This window comes from Nocardiopsis sp. N85 (assembly GCF_028882275.1).
Taxonomy (GTDB): domain Bacteria; phylum Actinomycetota; class Actinomycetes; order Streptosporangiales; family Streptosporangiaceae; genus Nocardiopsis; species Nocardiopsis lambiniae.
Genome location: NZ_JARBUT010000031.1, coordinates 15,799 through 35,238 on the forward strand (window position 1 = coordinate 15,799; position 19,440 = coordinate 35,238).

At 72.8% G+C, this 19,440-nt stretch carries 17 protein-coding genes and 1 pseudogene; 5 read left to right on the forward strand and 13 right to left on the reverse strand.

Going from position 1 to position 19,440, the window contains the following annotated elements; genetic code table 11:
- Positions 1-103: 103 nt before the first annotated feature.
- The 4 genes from PWG71_RS27670 to PWG71_RS27685 form a co-directional block, all read right to left on the reverse strand.
- Entirely contained in the window at positions 104-235 is a 132-nt protein-coding gene (locus tag PWG71_RS27670) for a hypothetical protein (protein WP_274812993.1), read from the reverse strand.
- Positions 236-583: 348 nt separating this feature from the next.
- Positions 584-2,074, reverse strand: coding sequence for an aminopeptidase P family protein (locus tag PWG71_RS27675; RefSeq protein WP_274812994.1), 1,491 nt, complete (start codon positions 2,072-2,074; stop codon positions 584-586).
- Positions 2,075-2,382: 308 nt separating this feature from the next.
- Positions 2,383-2,916: a GNAT family N-acetyltransferase gene (locus PWG71_RS27680; RefSeq protein WP_274812995.1), complete on the reverse strand. Its 534-nt coding sequence runs from the start codon at positions 2,914-2,916 to the stop codon at positions 2,383-2,385.
- A gap of 148 nt (positions 2,917-3,064) precedes the next feature.
- Positions 3,065-3,994: an oxygenase MpaB family protein gene (locus PWG71_RS27685; RefSeq protein ID WP_274812996.1), complete on the reverse strand. Its 930-nt coding sequence runs from the start codon at positions 3,992-3,994 to the stop codon at positions 3,065-3,067.
- 248 nt (positions 3,995-4,242) lie between these two features.
- Between PWG71_RS27685 and PWG71_RS27690 the strand changes: the two genes are divergently transcribed.
- Entirely contained in the window at positions 4,243-4,953 is a 711-nt protein-coding gene (locus PWG71_RS27690) for a nuclear transport factor 2 family protein (protein WP_274812997.1), read from the forward strand.
- Positions 4,954-5,014: 61 nt separating this feature from the next.
- Here PWG71_RS27690 and PWG71_RS27695 read toward each other — a convergent pair whose 3' ends face one another.
- Positions 5,015-5,698: a response regulator gene (locus PWG71_RS27695; RefSeq protein WP_274812998.1), complete on the reverse strand. Its 684-nt coding sequence runs from the start codon at positions 5,696-5,698 to the stop codon at positions 5,015-5,017.
- Entirely contained in the window at positions 5,665-7,050 is a 1,386-nt protein-coding gene (locus tag PWG71_RS27700; RefSeq protein WP_274812999.1) for a sensor histidine kinase, read from the reverse strand. Before PWG71_RS27700 ends, PWG71_RS27695 begins: the two co-directional genes overlap by 34 nt.
- Before the next feature lie 132 nt (positions 7,051-7,182).
- On the opposite strand from PWG71_RS27700, the gene purB reads away from it, so the two are divergent.
- Together purB and PWG71_RS27710 are read left to right on the forward strand one after the other, a co-directional pair.
- Positions 7,183-8,613 (forward strand): adenylosuccinate lyase, encoded by a 1,431-nt coding sequence (purB, locus tag PWG71_RS27705; RefSeq protein ID WP_274813000.1) that lies wholly within the window; start codon positions 7,183-7,185, stop codon positions 8,611-8,613.
- A 198-nt stretch (positions 8,614-8,811) separates the two neighbouring features.
- The gene (locus PWG71_RS27710; RefSeq protein WP_274813002.1) at positions 8,812-8,988 is read left to right on the forward strand and encodes a hypothetical protein; all 177 of its coding nucleotides are present in this window, start codon (positions 8,812-8,814) and stop codon (positions 8,986-8,988) included.
- Positions 8,989-9,071: 83 nt separating this feature from the next.
- Here the strand turns inward: PWG71_RS27710 and PWG71_RS27715 are convergent, their stop codons facing one another.
- Entirely contained in the window at positions 9,072-10,037 is a 966-nt protein-coding gene (locus tag PWG71_RS27715) for a threonine ammonia-lyase (RefSeq protein ID WP_274813004.1), read from the reverse strand.
- A 69-nt stretch (positions 10,038-10,106) separates the two neighbouring features.
- Between PWG71_RS27715 and PWG71_RS27720 the strand changes: the two genes are divergently transcribed.
- Positions 10,107-10,703, forward strand: coding sequence for a flavin reductase family protein (locus PWG71_RS27720; RefSeq protein ID WP_274813005.1), 597 nt, complete (start codon positions 10,107-10,109; stop codon positions 10,701-10,703).
- 60 nt (positions 10,704-10,763) lie between these two features.
- Here PWG71_RS27720 and PWG71_RS27725 read toward each other — a convergent pair whose 3' ends face one another.
- The 4 genes from PWG71_RS27725 to PWG71_RS27740 all read right to left on the reverse strand — a co-directional run bounded on the left by PWG71_RS27725 (position 10,764) and on the right by PWG71_RS27740 (position 15,327).
- Positions 10,764-12,146 carry a cellulase family glycosylhydrolase gene (locus PWG71_RS27725; RefSeq protein ID WP_274813006.1) on the reverse strand — a complete coding sequence of 461 codons (1,383 nt, stop codon included), beginning with the start codon at positions 12,144-12,146 and terminating at the stop codon, positions 10,764-10,766.
- Between the two features lie 432 nt (positions 12,147-12,578).
- Positions 12,579-13,247, reverse strand: coding sequence for a maleylpyruvate isomerase family mycothiol-dependent enzyme (locus tag PWG71_RS27730; protein WP_274813007.1), 669 nt, complete (start codon positions 13,245-13,247; stop codon positions 12,579-12,581).
- A 359-nt stretch (positions 13,248-13,606) separates the two neighbouring features.
- Complete coding sequence (locus tag PWG71_RS27735; protein WP_274813008.1) at positions 13,607-14,227, reverse strand: FMN reductase; 621 nt, start codon at positions 14,225-14,227, stop codon at positions 13,607-13,609.
- Positions 14,224-15,327 (reverse strand): LLM class flavin-dependent oxidoreductase, encoded by a 1,104-nt coding sequence (locus PWG71_RS27740; RefSeq protein ID WP_274813009.1) that lies wholly within the window; start codon positions 15,325-15,327, stop codon positions 14,224-14,226. The genes PWG71_RS27735 and PWG71_RS27740 overlap by 4 nt, the downstream gene beginning before the upstream one ends.
- A 275-nt stretch (positions 15,328-15,602) precedes the next feature.
- On the opposite strand from PWG71_RS27740, the gene PWG71_RS27745 reads away from it, so the two are divergent.
- Positions 15,603-15,779 carry a hypothetical protein gene (locus PWG71_RS27745; protein ID WP_274813010.1) on the forward strand — a complete coding sequence of 59 codons (177 nt, stop codon included), beginning with the start codon at positions 15,603-15,605 and terminating at the stop codon, positions 15,777-15,779.
- 331 nt (positions 15,780-16,110) lie between these two features.
- On the opposite strand, the pseudogene PWG71_RS27750 reads toward PWG71_RS27745, so the two are convergent.
- A pseudogene (locus PWG71_RS27750) lies at positions 16,111-16,449 on the reverse strand (ADP-ribosylation/crystallin J1); the annotation flags it as partial.
- Positions 16,450-16,898: 449 nt separating this feature from the next.
- The gene (locus tag PWG71_RS27755; protein ID WP_274813011.1) at positions 16,899-19,199 is read right to left on the reverse strand and encodes a serine/threonine-protein kinase; all 2,301 of its coding nucleotides are present in this window, start codon (positions 19,197-19,199) and stop codon (positions 16,899-16,901) included.
- Positions 19,200-19,440 lie beyond the last annotated feature (241 nt).

Below are 19,440 nucleotides of genomic sequence, written 5' to 3' on the forward strand. Positions count from 1 at the left end.
TCCACCGTCCGGTGGGCCCCACCTCGGCGGCCTGTGCCGGGGGCACCGTCCTCGTCCGGGGCGGAAGGCCGCACCCGGGCTCCGGGACCGGGCCGCCGCCGGATCACCCCGGGGAGGCGCGTTCGTCCTCCAGGCGTGCGCGGGCGGCCGGGTCGGTGGTGAGGGAGACCGCCCGGTCGTAGGCGGCGCGGGCCTCGGCCGTGCGGCCCGGGGCGCGGAGCAGGTGGGCGCGCACCGGGCGTCCTCGACCGTCCAGGCGGGCGGGGGCGCGGCCGGGCCGGGACCTCGGCGGCCTCCAGGGGCACGCCCGTAGGCGCCGAAGGCCTCCCGTACGGCCTCGACCTCCTCCTGCGGGATCCCCCCTCGGCGGGTTCGGTGTCGTGCGGCAGGAGGACGTAGCGCATGTCGGCTCCTTCTCGTCGTCTTTCCACGTGACCACCCGGAGGGACGGTTCGCAAGGATGACGACGGGTCCCGGATTCGACACCCGCCCGGGGAATCCGGGACAAGGGCCGGGCCGCCCTCCCGGGGGGACGGAAGGACGGCCCGGAGAGCCGGAGTCGGGCCGTGGGCCCGGGGTCGGATCAGCGCGGCAGGCGCTCGGCCAGCCAGGCCTCGACCTCGGCGGAGGAGCGGGGCAGGGCCGCCGACATGACGGTGCGGCCGTCCTCGGTGACCAGGACGTCGTCCTCGATGCGCACGCCGATGCCGCGCAGTTCCTCGGGGACGGTCAGGTCGTCGGCCTGGAAGTACAGGCCGGGCTCGACGGTGAGGACCATGCCGGGTTCGAGGTCGCCGTACAGGTGGACCTCCTGGCGGGAGGCCGCGCAGTCGTGCACGTCCAGGCCGAGCATGTGGCCGGTGCCGTGCAGGGTGTAGCGGCGCTGGAGCCCCAGTTCGAGGACGCGGTCCACCGGGCCCTCCAGCAGGCCCCACTCGATCAGGCCCTCGGCCAGTACCCGCTGGGCGGCCTGGTGGAAGGCGATGAACGGGGCGCCCGGGGCGACCGCGGCGATGCCCGCCTCCTGGGCGGCGTACACCAGGTCGTACACCTTGCGCTGGACATCGGTGAAGGTCCCCGAGACCGGCATGGTGCGGGTGACGTCGGCGGTGTAGAGGCCGGTGGTCTCCACTCCGGCGTCGAGCAGCAGCAGGTGGCCGTCGCGGACGGGTCCGTCGTTGCGGGTCCAGTGCAGGGTGGTGGCGTTGGGGCCGGAGGCGGCGATGGTGCCGTAACCGACGTCGTTGCCCTCCACCCGGGCGCGCAGGAAGAAGGTGCCCTCGATGAAGCGCTCGGAGGTGTCCTTGGCCTGCGGCAGCGTCCTGGCGACGTCCTCGAAACCGCGAACGGTGGCGTCGACGGCCAGCTGGAGCTGGGCGATCTCCCACTCGTCCTTGACCAGACGGTGGTCGGCCAGGGTGATGGCGAACTCCTCGTCCAGGGTCGCGGACTTGGCGCGGGCCTCCTCGTCGACGTCGGCGCGCACCTCGTCGATGATGGCGTCGAGCTCGGCGTCGTGGCCGCGCGCGACGCGCACGGCGGTGTCGGTGGCGCGCAGGACGTCGGTGAGGGTGGTGACGTCGGCGGTGGGCACGCCGAACAGGTCGGCGGCCTCGGACAGACTGTTGCGGCGACCGGTCCAGAGCTCGCCGTAGCCGCCGAGCCAGAACTCGCCGTTCTCGCGGTCGGAGCGCGGCTTGAGGTAGAGGACGGAGTCGTGGCCGCCGTCCGCGCGCGGGGTGAGGACCAGGCAACCGCCGTCGGAGGTGTCGCCGGTGAGGTAGGCGTAGTCCGAGGCTGCGCGGAACGGGTACTCGGTGTCGTTGGAGCGGGTGAGCAGTCGCCCGGCGGGGATGACGAGGCGCTCACCGGGGAAGGCGGTGCCCAGCGCGGCGCGGCGGCGGGCGGTGTGCTCCGCCTGCTCGATGGGGTCGAGGTCGCGGCGGGCGGTGTCGGCCCACCCGGTGCTCATCCACGCGGCGAGCTCGTCGGAGACCGTCTGCGCCTGGCCGTTCTTGCGTGGCGTGAACACGAAGGTGCTCGGGTCGGTTCCGGGGCGCTGCTGCTCGCTCACGTCGTGACTCTCCTCGTCGTGGTCGTCGGTGGCCGTGGGGTGGACGGCCGAACGGGGCCGCCGGTGACGGCCTTCGCCGCCCATCGTAGGGGGACGGTCGGTGCCGTGACCGTTACGCGGACATAGCGAACCCCATAACGCACGGACACCCCGTGTTATGCCCTCGTTACCATCAACGGCGCAGGTGGGAGCGGGCGAAGGTGGGTACCGGCGCGCGTCGGCCCCCGAGCGGACGTCGGCGCGCCCCGGACCGCCGGCGGGTGGTCCCGCGCTCTCCTCTTCGGGCAGGAGGGGACCGAAGGGCGAGGTCAGAGTCCGTGGACGAAGGGGATGGCCCTGGAGTAGGGCAGGTCGTCGATGGTGGCGGGGTCCACCCACCGGTATCCGATCCGCTCGTACAGCGCGACGGCCTCGGGCTGGTTGGGCCCGGTGAACAGGATGACGTCGCGGTAGCCCAGCTCGCGGGCGGCGGCCTCCAGCGCGGTCATGACCTTGCGGCCCAGGCCGCGCCGTCGGTGCCGGGAGGAGGTCCAGATCCGCTTGAACTCGGCGGTGGTCGGGGCGATCCCGGGTCGCGGACGGTAGGGGCGCAGGGCTCCCCCGGCGACGATCCCACCGTCGAGTTCGGCGAGCACGACCCGGCCGTGGGGTGCGGCGAACTCGGTGATGGGGTAGCGGGACAGCTCGTTGGCGGCGCCCTCGGCACCGTAGCGTTCGGTGTACTCCTCCGACAGTCCGGCGAGCAGTCCCTCCACCCGGGGATCGTCGTGGCGGACCGTGAGCATGCGCACCCCGTCGACGCCGGTCGTCCCGATCGTCCCCTCGATTCCCGGCCGTGTCATCGCCGCCTCTTCCCGTCCACGTGACCGATCGCCCCTCGGCGGGCGCCCGCCGGGAATGCTATCCACCGTCACGGAACACGGCCACGCGTGATCGGTCACGTCCGGCGGGCGGTCCTCCCGGATGTCCGGCCGGTGCCCGACCAGGCGTTCAGGCGTCGGCCGGAGACCTCGGAGCGGGCACCTCCGGGGGGCGGAAGCGGGTGCGCGAACGCAGTGCGCGGAACCCGTTCTCCACCCGGTACCCGGCGGCGAGCAGGCGTTCCCTGGCCTCCTCCGCGCTGCGCACGGTGGCCTCGTCGAAGATGAGGTTGTAGTAGCGCTCGGGCACGACGTCGAGTCCGCGGCGCAGGGCGCGCAGACCGGCGGTGGCCGCCGCCCCGGCGCCGGGGAGCGAGGGCAGGACCCCGTACTCGCGGCGCGCCCAGTCGGGCAGGGTGGCGTAGGACAGGGCGCCGACGGGGAACCACAGGGGCTTGAGCGGGGCCAGCGCGGCCAGGTGGTCGGGGACCTTGGGCCACAGCAGGAACCGGACCGCCAGCCTCGCCTCGGGGGTCACCCGCAGGGCGGGTCGCACCGAGGCCAGGTAGCGGCGCATGTCGGCGACCGAGCGGGGCACGTCGTCCCGGGACAGGCCGACGTAGGTGGCGGTGGTCGACTGTTCGTCGAGGTAGCGATCCCACTCGGCGGGGGTGAGGGGCACCCCGGCGCGCACCGCGGTCTCCAGGTAGGAGGTGACCTCGGCGCAGTGCACCCACACCAGCAGGTCGTGTTCGTCGACGCGGTGGCGGCGTCCGGTGTCGGGATCGGTGAAGGACAGCGACCGGTGCACCCGGCGCACGTGCTCGCCCAGCCGATCGGCCTCCTCGGGGGAGCCGTAGGTGGTGACGGCGACGAAGTGGGCGGTGCGCAGGAGCCGGCCGGTGGGGTCGGAACGGAAGTCCGAACGCTGCCAGACACCCCGCATGGCCACCGGGTGGAGGGCCTGGAGCATGAGGGCGCGCACACCCGCCACCCACATCGCGCGGTCCAGGTGGACGGTCCAGGTGACGCTCTCGGGGGCGGCGACGGTCGGTCTCATCGGCTCTCCTCCAGGGCTGCGCGGGGGTCTCGCGCCGGGGCCGGGTGCGGGGCGGCCCGCACGACCACGATACGGGGAGGCCGGGCCGCCCCCTCGGCGCCCCGGCCGTCACGCCTCTTGCCGAGAACGGACCGATTCTTGACACCCGGAGAACCCACATGGGGCGCAACCTGGTGTGGTGGGACGCCCCCGGGACAGCCCCTCGGTGCCGCGGCCCGCGACCTTTCCCTTCGTACGAGGAGTGGGACATGTCCGCACAGAAAACGATCTCCTTCGAGGCCGACGCGTACCGGCGAGCCCTTGAGGAGTCGGACGCCGACACCCTGATCGCGATGTTCACCGACGACGCCGAGATGGAGATGTTCGACAAGCGGACCCCGCCGGGTTCGCCGGCGGTGTGGCACGGCAAGGACGCCATCGCCCCGGTCGTGCGCGAGTTGTGCGAGCGGGAGATGAGGCACGAGATCCTCCAGGTGGTCAGCGACGGCGACCACGTCGCCTATACCGAGCGGTGCGTCTACCCCGAAGGCAACATGGTCATGAGCAGCACGATGATGGACCTGCGCGACGGGGGGATCGCGCACCAGGTCACCGTGCAGGCCTGGGACGAGGAGGAGGCGGACCGGGTCCAGGTCGGCGACTTCGACGCGTCCGAGACGCGGGAGTCCTTCGACCACGGGCACGCCGAGATGGTGCGGATCGGCGGCCACAACGTCGTCCGGACCACCATGGAGCCGGGATGGCGCTGGTCGGAGCACATGCGCGAGAGGGCCGGCACCGACCTGTGCGAGCTCACGCACACCGTTCTGCTCCTGTCGGGCACCCTCCGGGTGCGGCCGGAGGACGGCGCCGAGGAGGAGGTGACCGCCGGCTGCACCGCGTTCGTCCCGCCCCGGCACGACGCGTGGGTGGTCGGTGACGAGCCGGTCGTGGCGATCGACTGGACGGGCAAGGACTGACCCCCGGCCCGGGGCCGGCTCCGACGGATCACCGTCGGGGCCGGCCCCGGTCGCGGGCCGGTCAGCTGCCGCGCAGGTAGGCCAGGACGGCCTGGACGCGGCGGTGGACGTCCTCGTCGGGGGGCAGGTCGAGTTTGGCGAGGATGTTGCCGACGTGTTTGCCGACGGCGGCGTCGCTGACCACCAGCTCTCGTGCGATGGCCCCGTTGGAGTGGCCCTCGGCCATCAGGGCCAGGACCTCGCGTTCGCGCGGGGTGAGCCGTTCCAGCGGGTCGGAGCGGCGGCGCAGGAGCTGGCGGACCACCTCGGGGTCGACGAAGGTCGCGCCCTCCACCACCCGGCGCAGCACGGAGGCGAACTCGCGCACGTCGCCCACGCGCTGTTTGAGCAGGTAGCCCACGCCCCGACCGTCACCGGAGTCGAGCAGGTCGGAGGCGTAGCTGAGTTCGACGTACTGGCTGAGCGCCACCACGGACAGGCCGGGGTGGCGGCGACGCAGTTCGACGGCGGCGCGCAGTCCCTCGTCGGTGAAGTCGGGGGGCATGCGGATGTCGGTGACGACCAGGCCGGGCCGGTGCTCGTCGACGGCCTTCAGGAGGTCGTCACCGTCGCCGACCGCCGCCACGACGGGGAACCCGAAGCGTTCGAGGACGCCCATCAGCCCCTCCCGCAGCAGCACCCCGTCCTCGGCGAGCACGGTGGGAACGGGCGTCACCTCACCGGGTCCGTCCGGTCGATCGTGCACGGCAGCTCCACTCGGATGCGGGTGGGCCCTCCCGGAGGGCTGGACAGGTCCATTGTGCCGCCCATGACGGCGATCCGGTCCCGCATCCCGGTCAGGCCGCTGCCGCGGCCGGGGTCGGCGCCGCCGGGACCGTGGTCGGTGACCTCCACGACCAGGGTGTCGCCGCCGGGGCCGGGGAGCAGGGAGGCGTGCACGGTGGCGGTGGCGGCCTCGGTGTGCTTGTAGACGTTGGTGAGCGCCTCGGCGACCACGAAGTAGGCGGTGCCCTCCACGTGGGAGGGGAGCCGGCGGGGCAGGTCGGTCCGAACCGTGACGGGGACGGGCGAGTGGTCGGCGAGTTCGCCCAGGGCGGCGGACAGTCCGCGGTCGGTGAGGACGCGCGGGTGGATGCCGCGGACGAGTTCGCGCAGCTCGGTGATGAGGTCGTCGGCCTTGCGCTGGGCCGCGACGACGCGCCGGTCCGCCTCGGAGCCCTCCTCCAGGTCCAGGCGGGCCATGCCCAGGTCCATGTTGAGCGCCACCAGGCGCTGCTGGGCGCCGTCGTGCAGGTCGCGTTCGATGCGGCGGCGTTCGTACTCGAAGGCGTCGACGAGGCGGGCCCGGGAGTCGGTGACCTCGGTGAGTTCGGCGCGCAGTTCCTCCTTGGGCGGGCCGACGAGCAGGGCACGGGCGATCACGGCGTGCCCTTGGGCCAGGATCCCCGAGGCGTAGAGGAGGACGACGACGACCAGCGGGCTGAGGAAGACGAGGGGTACGGCCTGTTCGACGGTGGTGACGGTGTGGAAGCCCAGGTCGATGATGGCGTCGGGGGTGTCCCGCATCAGGAGCGGCGCCAGCGCGGTCACGGCGGCCGCGCCGGCCAGACCGCTCAGGATCATCATCACGAGCAGGGAGAGGGGCATGAGCAGGAACATGTAGGCGACCTCGCGCCACGTGGCGCTCTCGGTGTAGCGGGTCCTGACCCACCCCCACAGGCCGGGCGGCGGTTCGCGGTGGCCGTGGTTGAAGGGGCCCGCGGAGACGGTGCGCAGGCGGAGGCGTTCGAGGGCGCCCACGGGGAGGGCGACCAGCGGTGCGAACACCACGATCATGAACAGCCCCACCAGGAGGCCGATGACGGAGGGCCGGCCGATCTCCATCGTGTCCCAGGGGCGACTGATCACCAGGCCCAGGACCATCGCCCAGGGCGAGTAGATCGGTGCGGTGATCACCATGACGGCCAGGCCCACGACGGAGGTGCCCACCGAGTGGAGCAGGGCCCGCCAGGGCCAGGGGGTGAGGAGGAAGCGAGGTCGGGCCAGCGCCCCGATGAGGGTGTTCGGTGTGCGCGGTCGCACGGTTCCGGTGGTCATGCCCTCACGTTAGGAAGTCGGGGCGCCCGGGGGAATCGGCCGGGGCACCGGGTCGGGGGTGGGGACCGCCCCACCCCGTCGGGCGACTCCGGGGCGCGGGCGTCCCTGCTCAGGACGGTAGGGTGGACGAACGTGAGCGCGAAACCCGTTATCCCCGATGTCCTGGCCGCCCGATACGCCTCGGCGGAGCTGACCCGGTTGTGGTCCCCGGAGTACAAGGTGGTCGCCGAGCGGCGACTGTGGCTGGCCGTCCTGCGCGCGCAGGCGCGTCTGGGCGTGGACGTCCCCGACGGCGTGGTGGCCGATTACGAGAAGGTCCTGGAGCGGGTGGACCTGGGGTCCATCGCCGACCGTGAGCGGGTCACCCGCCACGACGTCAAGGCGCGGATCGAGGAGTTCAACGCCCTGGCCGGGCACGAGCACGTGCACAAGGGCATGACCTCGCGCGACCTGACCGAGAACGTCGAGCAGTTGCAGGTGCGCGACAGCCTGCTGCTGGTGCGCGACCGCACCGTGGCGCTGCTGGCGCGGTTGGGCCGGCTCGCGGCCGAGTACGACGAGACCGTGATGGCGGGCCGGTCCCACAACGTGGCGGCGCAGGCCACCACGCTGGGCAAGCGGTTCGCGTCGATCGCCGACGAGGTGCTGGTGGCGTACGGGCGGCTGGAGGAGCTGATCGCCCGGTACCCGCTGCGCGGGATCAAGGGCCCGGTGGGCACCGCCCAGGACATGCTGGACCTGTTGGGCGGCGACCGGACGGCGCTGTCCCGGTTGGAGGACGAGGTGGCGACCCATCTGGGGTTCGCGCACCGGTTCACCAGCGTGGGCCAGGTCTACCCCCGGTCGTTGGACTTCGAGGTGCTGACGGCGCTGGTGCAGCTGGCGGCGGGTCCGTCGTCGCTGGCCAGGACGATCCGTCTGATGGCCGGGCACGAGCTGGTCACCGAGGGGTTCGCCGAGGGCCAGGTCGGGTCGTCGGCGATGCCGCACAAGATGAACACGCGGTCGTGCGAGCGGGTCAACGGGCTGACGGTGATCCTGCGCGGGTACGCGTCGATGGTCGGGGAGCTGGCCGGCGACCAGTGGAACGAGGGCGACGTGTCGTGCTCGGTGGTGCGCCGGGTGGCGCTGCCGGACGCGTTCTTCGCCTTCGACGGTCTGGTCGAGACGATGCTGACGGTGCTGGACGAGTTCGGTGCCTTCCCCGCGGTGATCTCGGCGGAGCTGGACCGGTACCTGCCGTTCCTGGCGACCACCAAGATGCTGATGGCCGCGGTGCGCGCGGGCGTGGGCCGGGAGACCGCGCACGAGCTGATCAAGGAGCACGCGGTGGGTTCGGCGTTGGCGATGCGCCAGGAGGGCGTGGGCAACCGGCTGCTGGACCGGCTGGCCGACGACGAGCGCTTCCCGCTGGACCGGGCGGAGCTGGACGCGCTGCTGGCGGACCGGATCACGTTCACGGGCGCGGCGGCCGAGCAGGTCGCGGCGGTCGTGGCCCGGATCGACGCGATCACGGCCGAGCGCCCGGAGGCGGCGGGGTACGCGCCGGGGTCCATCCTCTGATCGTCTTCGATGCTCCGAAGGGGGCCGGGATCGCGTGCGATCCCGGCCCCCTTCGTCGTGTGCGGGCTCGGCGCGGAACCGACGGATCCCCAGAATCCGGCGGATTATGGCACAGTTCACCCTCGCGAACACTGGGTCCGAAAGTTAACGCCTATTACGGTTGGGGGTGTCGGCGTCCCGTACCCCCTGGAGGTTCCGTTGACCGACCCCGATTCCTTCGGCACCGCCCTGTGGACCCTGCTGCTCATCATCGGGATCGTGCTCGCCTTCGGCGTGGCCGCCCTGACCGACATGGCACTGCGCCGCAGCGAGGACCGCGAGGAGCGGGCCCGCGGCGAGGCCGACGACCGTGGGCGGACCCGCACCACGGCCTGACCGGCCCCGGCCGGGCCGTCGACTCACCCGGGGCGGCCGGGAAGTCCAGGGCCGCCCGGACCGTCTCCTCGGCGGGGACGTGCTCAGCCGTGTTCGGCGAGGATCCGGGTGAACAGGGCCGGGTCGATGTTGCCGCCGGAGACCACCGCGACGGTGGCCTCCGGCCGCCCCGGCACGGTGGGCACCCGGCCCGCCAGGATCGCCGCGGCGGCCAGCGCCCCCGCGGGTTCGGCCACCACGCGCGCTCCCAGGGCCAGGTGGGCGACGGCACGGGCGATCTCGTCCTCGGTGACGGTGACGATCCCGTCCAGTCGGTGACGCAGGTGCTCGAAGGTCAGGTCCGACAGGCACACCCGCACCCCGTCGGCCATGGTGCGGTGGGTGCGTTCGGGATCCCAGGCGACCCGACGGCCCCGTTCCAGGCTCTCGGCGGCGTCGGCGGCCAGTTCCGGTTCCACCCCGATGACCCGCACCCGATGCGGGTGGACGGTCAGGGCGGCCGTGGCCACCCCGGAGGCCAGCCCGCCCCCGCCGACCGGGACGACGATCGTGGCCACCTCCGGCGACTGTTCGAGGATCTCCAGGCCCACCGTGCCCTGGCCCGCGATGACGGTGGGGTCGTCGAACGGCGGGATCAGGGCGAGGCGTTCGGCACGGGAGGTCTCCTCGGCGACCTCGACGCGCCGGTCGGGCGGGACCATGATCACGCGGGCGCCCCGGGCGCGCATCCGGTCCACCTTGACCTTCGGCGCGCCCTCGGGAACGACCACCGTGCAGGGGACGCCGAAGCGGGCGGCGGCGTGGGCCAGGGCCTGGCCGTGGTTGCCCGAGGAGTGGGTGATCACGCCCGAGGCGCGCCGGGCGGGATCGAGCAGGGCGATGGCGTTGGTGGCGCCGCGCAGCTTGAAGGCGCCGGTCGGTTGCAGGCTCTCGGGTTTGAGGAGGAAGGGCGGGCCCTGGGCCGGCCCGGCGGTCAAGGGGGTGCGCACGATCTCCCCTCGGAGGCGGGCGGCCGCTGCGCGGATGTCGTCTTCGGTGACCAGTTCCATCCCGGTGGTATGCCCACCGGATCGGTCGTCGTCACGGAACCGGGGGCGCACGGTGGATAATCGGGGGTCATGCGCACCGAATGGACTCCCGAGGACCTGCCCGGCCCGGCCTTCTACCGGATGATGACCGCGGTGGTGGTGCCCCGGCCGATCGCGTGGGTCTCCACCACCTCCCTCGACGGGGTGGACAACCTGGCCCCGCACTCCTTCTTCACCATCGCGTGCGGCGATCCGGCGATCGTGCAGTTCACGTCGATGGGGCGCAAGGACTCGCTGCGCAACGTGGAGGCGACGGGCGAGTTCGTGGTGAACCTGGCCTCCGAGCCGCTGTGGAGGGAGGTCAACGCCACCGGGACCCCCTATCCGCCGGAGGTGGGCGAGTTCGACGCCCTCGGGATCGGGCGGGAGGCGAGCGCGGTGGTGCGCCCGCCCCGGGTGGCGGCCTCCCCGGTGGCACTGGAGTGCGTGCTCCACTCCACGGTGGGGCTGGGCACCTCGACGGTGGTGTTCGGCCGGGTGGTGCACGTGGCCGCGGACACCGCCGCGTTGGGAGAGGACGGCCTGCCCGACGTCACCCGGTTGCGGCCGCTGGCCCGGCTGGGGCGCAACGAGTGGTCCACGCTGGGCGAGGTGCACGCCGTCGACCGCCTCCCCTACCGCCCCTGAGGGATCGGCCTCCGGCCGCGCGGACGGGGTGGTTCCGCGCGGCCGGAGTCGGAACGGGCGTCAGGAGACGCAGGTGAGCGCGGGGACCTGCGGGCTCCCCTCACCGGTACCGATGAAGCCGAACGTGGTCGACCGCCCCGCGGCGAGCGTCCCGTTGTAGGGGAGGTGGGTGGCGGTGACGTTCGCGCCGTCGGCGGTGACCTCGGCGTTCCAGGCGTGGGCGACGTGCCGGCCGGGGGCGTGGGTCCAGGTGACGGTCCACCCGTTCAGGTCGGTGATGGCGGTGACGGTCACGTCCGCCCGGAACCCGCCCGACCACTCCTGGGAGATGGTGTAGACGGCCTCGCAGTCACCCTCGCCGGGGCCTTCCGTGGGCCCTTCCGTGGGTTCCTCGGTCGGCTCCTCGGTCGGTTCGCCGTCACCGTAGACCGGCGCCTCGACGGAGGTCTCGGCGATGCCGTCGGGCCCCTGGAAGAGCCGCTCGCCCCACGGGGTGAGGCGGTTCACGTCGAAGTCCTCCACCAGGTCCAGGTACTCGACGCCACCGCTGTTGCCGCTCCACGACCAGCCGAGGTAGCCCAGCCCGAGCCGGCGGGTGTGCGACAGGATGGCGTCCTCGTCGGGGTTCCCGTCGCTGTGGTCGAACCCGAACTCGCCGACGATCAGGGGCAGTCCGGCGTCGACGAAGTGCTCCAGGTAGCCCACCACCGTCGACTCCTGGGCGTAGACGCCGTACATGTGGATCGAGAAGACGGTGTTGGCGTCCGGGTCGGAGGCGAACACGGAGGCGGCGCCGTCGCGCATGGTGTGCGACCAGTCCTGCCCCCAGTTGGGCGCGTCCACGACCAGGGTGTGGTGGAACCCGGCGTCTCTCAGCCGGTCGATCGCGGCGGAGGTGTCCGCCGCCCAGTTCGACACGGTCCGCTGGTCGTTGCCGTACGGTTCGTTGCCGATGTTGACCAGGACGTGGTCCTCCTCGCCGTGGAGGGCCGACTGGACGCGCACCCAGTAGTCGACGGCCTGGTCGAGCGTGGCGGCCCCGGCCTGCTCTCCGTAGCCGGTGGTGTCGTGCACCTCCAGCACGCAGATCAACCGGTTGGCCTTGCAGTCGGCGACGACCGCGGCCACGTCGGCGACGCCGTTCTCCGTCCACCGGTCGCCGCTGCTGAGCACGACGCGAACGGTGTTGGCGCCCAGCGACTTGATGTCGGCGAGGGAGCCGGTCTCCTGGGGGTACCAGGTGTGGGCGTGGTTGACGCCCCGCATGACGAAGTCGTTGCCGGCCGCGTCGACGAGACGGCCGTTCTCGATCCGGAAGCCGGTGTCGGCCTGGCCGGAGGCGGTGAGGTGCGCCGGGGAGGGCGCACCGGGAGCGACCCACGCGAAGGCGAGGGCGACGATCCCGATCAGGGCCACGAAGGCCACGGACAGACGTTGGAGCATGGGGGGTTTCTCCTCAGAAGTGAAGGACAACGTTGTCTTCTTGCGTCAAGACGGTGCGAACCACAAAGACAACGTTGTCATCTCGCACGGGAACAGTGCGGCATCACGGGACGGGGCGACTCCGGACACCCGCGACGAAGGCGGGACCGGAGCACGGCCGCGAACCCTGGTGAGGGGGCGGGGAACGGGGTCTCGGCACCGACACCACCGCCGGAACACGAACGGGTCGCGTCCCTCTCGTTCGTGGACGCCCCCTTACGGGAGCGCTCCCAGAACGATGTGGAGAAGTTAACACCGACGGCGCGGTGGCGCAACGGAGGGGAAACCGATTCGTCGGGGACCCGTGCCCGGCACGCGTCCCCGCCCCCGGGGCGGCGCGGCCACCGTCGCAGGTCGCCGGGGACGGAGGGCCACGCCATCGCGGGGGCCGGCTCAGACGCCGAGGGGTTCCTCGGCGGCGGGCAGCAGGGACAGGGCGCCCAGGATCGGCGTGGGGTCCCCGGCCCAGTCCATGGCGGCGATCTGTCCGGGGGTGCGCCGGCCCATGAGGGCGCGGTACAGCTCGAAGGCGGTGCCGCGCCAGTGCGGGCCGTCGCCCTCCCCCATGGTCCAGGAACGGTCGACGTCGGTGGCGGTGACGGTGAGCCCGGGTGTCCGCCCCGCCCAGGCCCGACCCAGGCCGGTCAGGGCGAAGTCGAGCAGGGCGTCGGCGTGGCCGGTGGCGGGCGCCATGCCCAGGGCGCCGTGGATGTCGTTCTCGTGGGTCCACACGTCCACGGCGGGCAGCCGGTAGCGCAGGCGCGTCTCGGTGCCCAGCAGGTCCAGGAGGGCGGGGGTCGCCGCGCGCCACTCGTCGCAGAGGGCGGCGATGTCCCGCCCTTCCCGCTCGGCGACCTGGCGGGCGGTGACCTCGTCGGTGGCGGGCGGGGTGAAGGTTCCGGCGGCCACGTCGACGCACAGTCCCGCCAGGTGGGCGTAGGTCTGCCGCACGGTCCACGCCGGGCAGGCGGGGACGGTGGTGTCCAGGGCTGCGGCGTCGAGTTCGTCGGCCAGGGCGAGCAGGCGCCCTTGGACCTCGCTGTAGATGAGCACGGAATCCATGCGGGCCACTTTACCGAACACCGTTCGGATCGCGGGGGCCGGGAGTCCGTTCGCGAAGGCGAGGGGTGCGACCCGGTCCTCCGAGCCGGGATCCCCCACCTTCCGAGCGCGCCGGAGAAGGTCGCGCCGGCCTGACGCGCGATCCACGGCGGAGCACCGGTCGTCGCGCTCCGGACCGTCCCCCCTGTCGGACGATGGAGAGCAAGAGGGCCCGACGGGCGAGGTCGGCGGCCCGGCGCGTGGGATCCGGCGCCCGCGGGAAGGCGCGGACGGCCGGGGCGGGCGCGCCGTTGACGGTCGGGCGGCCCCGAACGCGGCCCCGGGCCGCCGAGCCGGGGCCCGGGGCCGCGCGGGGCGGGTCAGGTGCCCAGGCCGGACATGAGGTCGGCGAAGGCGACCGGTTCCCCGTAGGGATCGTCGTCGCGCTTCTCGTGGTCGGCGGCCGACAGCGCCAACTGGCGGCCGGCCCGTTCGACGCGCTCGTTGAGCTCACGGGCGCCCCCGTCGCCCGAGCCCCAGTCCTCCGAGGCCGCGTACACCCCGGTCGGGACGACCAGCGCGCGGGCGTAGGAGAACATCGGCCGCAGGGCGTGCTCCAGCACCAGAGAGTGGCGCGGGCTGCCGCCCGTGGCCCCGATGAGCACCGGGACGGAGTCCAGCACACCGGGTTCGATCACGTCGAAGAACGACTTGAACAGCCCGCTGTAGGAGGCGTTGAACACCGGCGTGACCGCGATGATCCCGTCGGCGTCGGCCACGTCGGCCAGCACGCCCGGCAGCTCGCCGGTGGGCACCTGGGTGACCATGGCGTTCATGACGTCGTGGGCGAGCTCGCGCAGTTCCACCGTGCGCACCTCGGCACGGATCCCCTTGTCGCCCAGGGCGCGTTCGGTGGCGGCGGTGAGCCGGTCGGCGAGCAGTCGGGTGGACGACGGGGTGCTCAGCCCCGCCGAGACGGTGACGATGCGGCGGACGGTCATGCCGGGACCTCCGGGTTCTCCTCCTCGGCCCGCTTGGCGGCGAGCAGAGAGGCGTGGACGGGTGCGTCGGGGACGCGGGCGGGTCGCTTGGCGGCGAACTCCTCGCGCAGCACCGGGACGACCTCCTCGCCCAGCAGGTCCAGCTGCTCCAGGACGGTCTTGAGCGGCAGTCCGGCGTGGTCCATGAGGAAGAGCTGACGCTGGTAGTCGCCGAACATGTCACGGAAGGTCAGGGTCCGGTCGATGACCTGCTGCGGGCTGCCGACGGTCAGGGGCGTCTCGCGGGTGAACTCCTCCAGGGAGGGGCCGCCGCCGTAGACGGGAGCGTGGTCGAAGTAGGGCCGGAACTCCTTGACGGCGTCCTGGGAGTTCTTGCGCATGAACACCTGCCCGCCCAGGCCGACGATGGCCTGGTCTGCCTTGCCGTGGCCGTAGTGCTCGTAGCGGCGGCGGTACAGGGAGATGAGCTTCTTGGTGTGGGTGGCGGGCCAGAAGATGTTGTTGTGGAAGAAGCCGTCACCGTAGTAGGCGGCCTGCTCGGCGATCTCCGGGCTGCGGATGGAGCCGTGCCAGACGAACGGCGGGACGCCGTCGAGGGGACGCGGGGTGGCGGTGAAGCCCTGGAGCGGTGTACGGAATCTGCCCTCCCAGTCCACGACGTCCTCGCGCCAGAGTCGGTGGAGCAGGTTGTAGTGCTCCAGGGCCATGGGGATGCCCTCACGGATGTCGTAACCGAACCAGGGGTAGACGGGTCCGGTGTTGCCGCGACCCATCATCAGGTCCACCCGGCCGTCGGCGAGGTGCTGGAGGAAGGCGTAGTCCTCGGCGATCTTCACCGGGTCGTTGGTGGTGATGAGGGTGGTCGCCGTCGACAGGACGATCCGCTCGGTCCTGGCCGCGATGTAGCCGAGCATGGTCGTCGGCGAGGACGGCACGAACGGCGGGTTGTGGTGCTCACCGGTGGCGAAGACGTCGAGCCCGACCTCTTCGGCCTTGAGCGCGATCTCGACCATGGCCTTGATGCGCTCGTGCTCGGTGGGTGTCCGTCCGGTGGTGGGGTCGGTGGTCACGTCGCCGACCGAGAAGATTCCGAACTGCATGGCCTGCTCCCGAAGTAGCTTTCCAAGAAGTAGTTTCCCCAGAAACTACCATGCCCGAACCACGGTGACCGGTCGCCTATTCCCCTCGTGTGTCCGTGACGACCGACCCCGTTCATCCACAGGCACTCTCCGTATCCGCAGAATGTCATCCGCACCTGCTATTCCTGGTAAAGCCGACACAGATCCGGTCACCCGGAGTCATGGTCGGCCGGACGACGAGGACGTCGAACACACCGAAGGAGGAGGGCGCGCCCTCGACCCGCGCCCGAAACCGCATGTCCGTGACCCTCGACCCCCGGCGGCTTCCCCACCACCGACCCGACGACCGCGAACACACCACCGACGACACGCGTCAGCCCGTGGTCCTGGGCGACGCGCTCGCCGACGTCATGATGACGCTGAGCAGCCTGGACCCCGACCTGGCCCCCGCGCTGCGCCTCGGCGAGGCCTGAGCCCGAACGCACGGACGGCCGTGCCGACATCGCGTCGACACGGCCGTGAAGGCACCGTCCCCAGACGTCCCGTACCCCGGAACGCCGAGCCCCGGCCCGTTGCGCCCCGGAACCGGACGGGGCAGCCGGTCTTCGCCCCCACCTCGCCGACCGTGCCGCCCGGATCACGTCCGGGAACGCGGCGGTAACGGTCCCGTCGAGGACGCCGGGGTCGACGACGCGCCGGCGGGCCCGATCCGGATCAGGCCCGCTGGTCCCCGAACTCGACGGTCCGGGACCCCGGCGTGTCCGCCTCCCCCGGGTCGGGCCCTCGACCCCGCACGCCCTCGGGGTCCTCGGGCAGGAAGGACCGCACCAGGCGGATCGGTCCCACCAGGTGCGCGTTGAACTCCGCCAGTTCCTCGGCGGGCACCCACAGTTCGAGGATCGTGCTCCCGCCCACCTGGCGCACCGGATAGCGGGCGGCGAAGTCGGCGTCCACGTCGAAGCGGGTCACGTGCCCCTCACCGTCCCGGGGCAGGTTCCACTCGCGGGCGATGCGCACCGCGTAGTCCTCGTTGAGGACCGGGTAGAAGATCGGCTGCTCCGGAAGGCGCGGCGGCCACTCCCGCCACCCCGAGGCGCGCACCAGCGCGAGCTCCTCCGGACCCGTCGGACGCCACAGCGTCATGACCCCGGCCACACCGATCACCTTCTCCGTTCGTGTCGCGGGAACCCGCGCGAAGGGGAGCTTAGGGATTCCGTGGCCCTGTCCGCACCGGCTTTTTACCGGGCGGCGCGAAAATCCGCGTTCTCACGGGGAACACCTCACCTGTACGAAGCGTTCTCCTCTATGAAGCGCCCCGAAACCCCGGACCGAAGAACCCCGCAGACCCCGAACACCCGCACACCACCCTGAAGGTCCCCGAGGCGCCACATCACAGACCATGCGCGAACGTGCGCGTTCGTGTCGGCAATGGGGGTTTCCGACACGAGATCATCGCCACGTTCGCCTCCCAGCGGCCGGACCGCACTCAGTGCTTCTGGCCGCGCCCGCCGGGCCCGCGTTGGGGGACGCGGGCCCGGCCTGTGTCCGGGGGTCGCCGCCACCGCGCGGCGGCCCCCGACACGTTCGGCCCGTCAGGCCCGTTCGTGGTAGTCGATCAGGGTCCTGCCCCCGAACTCCACCTCCACGAAGGAGAAGAGCGGGTCCTCGTCGGATTCGCCCACGACGGTGACCGGCGTGCAGGGCGAGAGGAAGAAGGTGCGCCCCTCGATCGTCCCGCCGAGGTCACGACGGAAGATGGAGCAGGCCATCGCCTCGTCGACCAGCCAGGTGGTACCGCCGGTCCCGCTGTAGCCGCGCAGGACCTCGGCACGCCCCGGATCGGCGTTCTCCCCGTAGAACTCGGCGTCGTTCATCATCTCCGACACCCCCATCGCGTACTCGCAGTCCACCTCCCAACCGCTGGCCTGGACGTCCCACTCCCGGCCGGCCATGGACACGCTCCCGCACACCGGCGCGTGGACAGCGGCCCAGCCGAACCCGTCCCCGACGGACGACAGCTGCGGGTCCTCCACCACGACCGGCCCGTCCGTGGCGGTGAAGTCGATCCGCACCTCCCACCGGTCGGTGGTGTACTCGGCCCGCACCGGCGCTCCGTCGCCGCCGACCTCCACCCGACCGACCGCCTCCGACTCGGTCAGCACGCCCCCGTCCAGGATCCCGAGCGTGGTCGGCCCGGAGTACACGCCCTCCCCCTCCTCCCTCGTCACCCGGCCCGACTCGGCCAGAGCCCGCAGCGGATTCGTCACCAGGGCGGACGAGACGGAGTCGGCGGTCACGCTCGCGTCGACCGGCACGCTCCCGGCCGAGTCGTACCAGGTCCCGATGGAGAGGTCCTCCGTGCGCGGGGCGTACACGTACAGCTCGCCGCGATGGACGGCGGCGGCGACCGTCCCCTCCCCCATCGCCTCTCCCCTCATGAGGAAGGTCCGCCCCTCCGCCGAATAGGCGTACTCCTCGACGACCGGCCCGCCTCCGCCGACGGGTGAACGCTCCACCCGGGCGGTGAACCCCTCCCCCTCCTCCAGGACCCCGGCGGCGGTGAGCACCACCTCCTCCGGGCCGCCGGCGACCTGGTCGTAGATCAGGTAGCCCCCGGTGGCCAGGCCCCCCGCGAGGAGCACACCGGCGCTCGCCGTCGCCACCTTGGAGCCGGCCACGGTGGTCAGTACTCCGCCGCCCTGGGTTCCGGCTGCGGCCCCGGTGGCCGTGTGGCCGGTGATCACGCCGCCGCTCGCCGTGGCTCCGGAGGCGGCGGTACCGGTCGTGGCGGCCCCTCCGGCGGTCCCCGCGGCCGCCGCTCCCGCTCCCCCGGTCCCCGTGCCGGTCCCGGAGAGCAGGGCGGTACCGGCCAGGCCGACCGCCGAGGTCAGCCCGAGCGCGCCCGCCCAGCGCAGCGGGTCGTGTCCGGCGGCGTCGACACCGCGCCAGTGGGCGTCCAGCAGCGCCCGCAGGGTCCGTGCGGCCGGCACCCGCTCCTCACCGGCCAGGCCGACCTCCGCCGGTTCGGGCAGCAGGTCGCGCATCAGCGCCACGGCGCGCGGACGCGCCTCCGGGTCCACGGACAACGCCGCCTCCACCAGGGGGCGGAGGGTCTCGGGGACCCCGTCGACGTCGTGGTCCCCGGCCTCGACCCGGGCCCGCAGTTCCTGGGGCGTGCCCTGCCCGAAGGGATCGCGGCCGGTGGCGGCCAAGGCCACCAGTCCTCCCCACGCGAACACGTCGGCGGCCGGGGCCGCGGTGACCCCGGTGTAGCGTTCGGGCGCCACCCAACCCGGGGTGCCGTAGGAGGCGGAACGGTCGGTGGAGCGGTCGGCGCCGATCTCGGTGGCGATACCGAAGTCGACGATCTTGGGTCCGGTCGGGGACAGCACCACGTTGCCGGGTTTGATGTCGCGGTGGGCGATCCCGGCGGCGTGCAGTGCGGCCAGACCCTCGGCGGTGCCGACGGCGAACGCCCGCAGCATCTCCCCCTCCAGGGGACCGAAGGCCCGCACGTGGGCGCGCAGGTCACGGCCGGGGATGTACTCGAAGGCCAGCCAGGGCACCGTGGCGTCGACGTCGGCCGCGTAGAGTTCGGCGGTGCCGATGCCGTGGGCGCGGGCCAGCATGCCCACCTCGCGGGCGAACGCCTCCCGGTAGCGGCGTTCGCGGGCGTACCGGACGTGCACGGTCTTGACCGCGACGCAGCGCCCGGACGAGGGGTCCATCCCGCCGTAGACGGCGCCCATCCCGCCCGCGCCGATCCGGCCCACCAGCCGGTAGGGGCCCAGAGAACGGGGATCGCCCGCGAGCAGGGGCGTCAGGCCGACCGGCGGTCCGGCGGGGGCGCCCGGTTCGGGGAGGCCCGGTTCGGGGGTGAGGGAGGTGCTCATACGGTCTCCGGCTCTTCGACGTCGCGCACGGGGTGACCCGTCTCGACGTTTGTGACGCCCCCCTCACCGGAACCGTTCACATCGGTCGGCCACCGCTCGCGGCCGGGTCCCGCTCCCGTTCGACCGCGCGGTCCAGGTGTGCTCGGCGCGCCGTCGGCCGTCCTCGTCCGGTCCGGCGCTCCGGTACCCGGAGGCCGGCGGACGTTCGCGCGGCACGCCCCGCTCGCGCGGCGGGTGGCGC

Excerpts from the sequence above, each read along its gene's own strand:
- PWG71_RS27755 (WP_274813011.1), bottom strand. The coding sequence starts at position 19,199 with ATGAGCACCTCCCTCACCCCCGAACCGGGCCTCCCCGAACCGGGCGCC.
- PWG71_RS27700 (WP_274812999.1), bottom strand. The coding sequence starts at position 7,050 with ATGACCACCGGAACCGTGCGACCGCGCACACCGAACACCCTCATCGGG.
- PWG71_RS27720 (WP_274813005.1), top strand. The coding sequence starts at position 10,107 with ATGCGCACCGAATGGACTCCCGAGGACCTGCCCGGCCCGGCCTTCTAC.
- PWG71_RS27740 (WP_274813009.1), bottom strand. The coding sequence starts at position 15,327 with ATGCAGTTCGGAATCTTCTCGGTCGGCGACGTGACCACCGACCCCACC.
- PWG71_RS27730 (WP_274813007.1), bottom strand. The coding sequence starts at position 13,247 with ATGGATTCCGTGCTCATCTACAGCGAGGTCCAAGGGCGCCTGCTCGCC.
- PWG71_RS27690 (WP_274812997.1), top strand. The coding sequence starts at position 4,243 with ATGTCCGCACAGAAAACGATCTCCTTCGAGGCCGACGCGTACCGGCGA.
- PWG71_RS27745 (WP_274813010.1), top strand. The coding sequence starts at position 15,603 with ATGTCCGTGACCCTCGACCCCCGGCGGCTTCCCCACCACCGACCCGAC.
- PWG71_RS27735 (WP_274813008.1), bottom strand. The coding sequence starts at position 14,227 with ATGACCGTCCGCCGCATCGTCACCGTCTCGGCGGGGCTGAGCACCCCG.
- PWG71_RS27715 (WP_274813004.1), bottom strand. The coding sequence starts at position 10,037 with ATGGAACTGGTCACCGAAGACGACATCCGCGCAGCGGCCGCCCGCCTC.
- PWG71_RS27680 (WP_274812995.1), bottom strand. The coding sequence starts at position 2,916 with ATGACACGGCCGGGAATCGAGGGGACGATCGGGACGACCGGCGTCGAC.
- PWG71_RS27725 (WP_274813006.1), bottom strand. The coding sequence starts at position 12,146 with ATGCTCCAACGTCTGTCCGTGGCCTTCGTGGCCCTGATCGGGATCGTC.
- PWG71_RS27685 (WP_274812996.1), bottom strand. The coding sequence starts at position 3,994 with ATGAGACCGACCGTCGCCGCCCCCGAGAGCGTCACCTGGACCGTCCAC.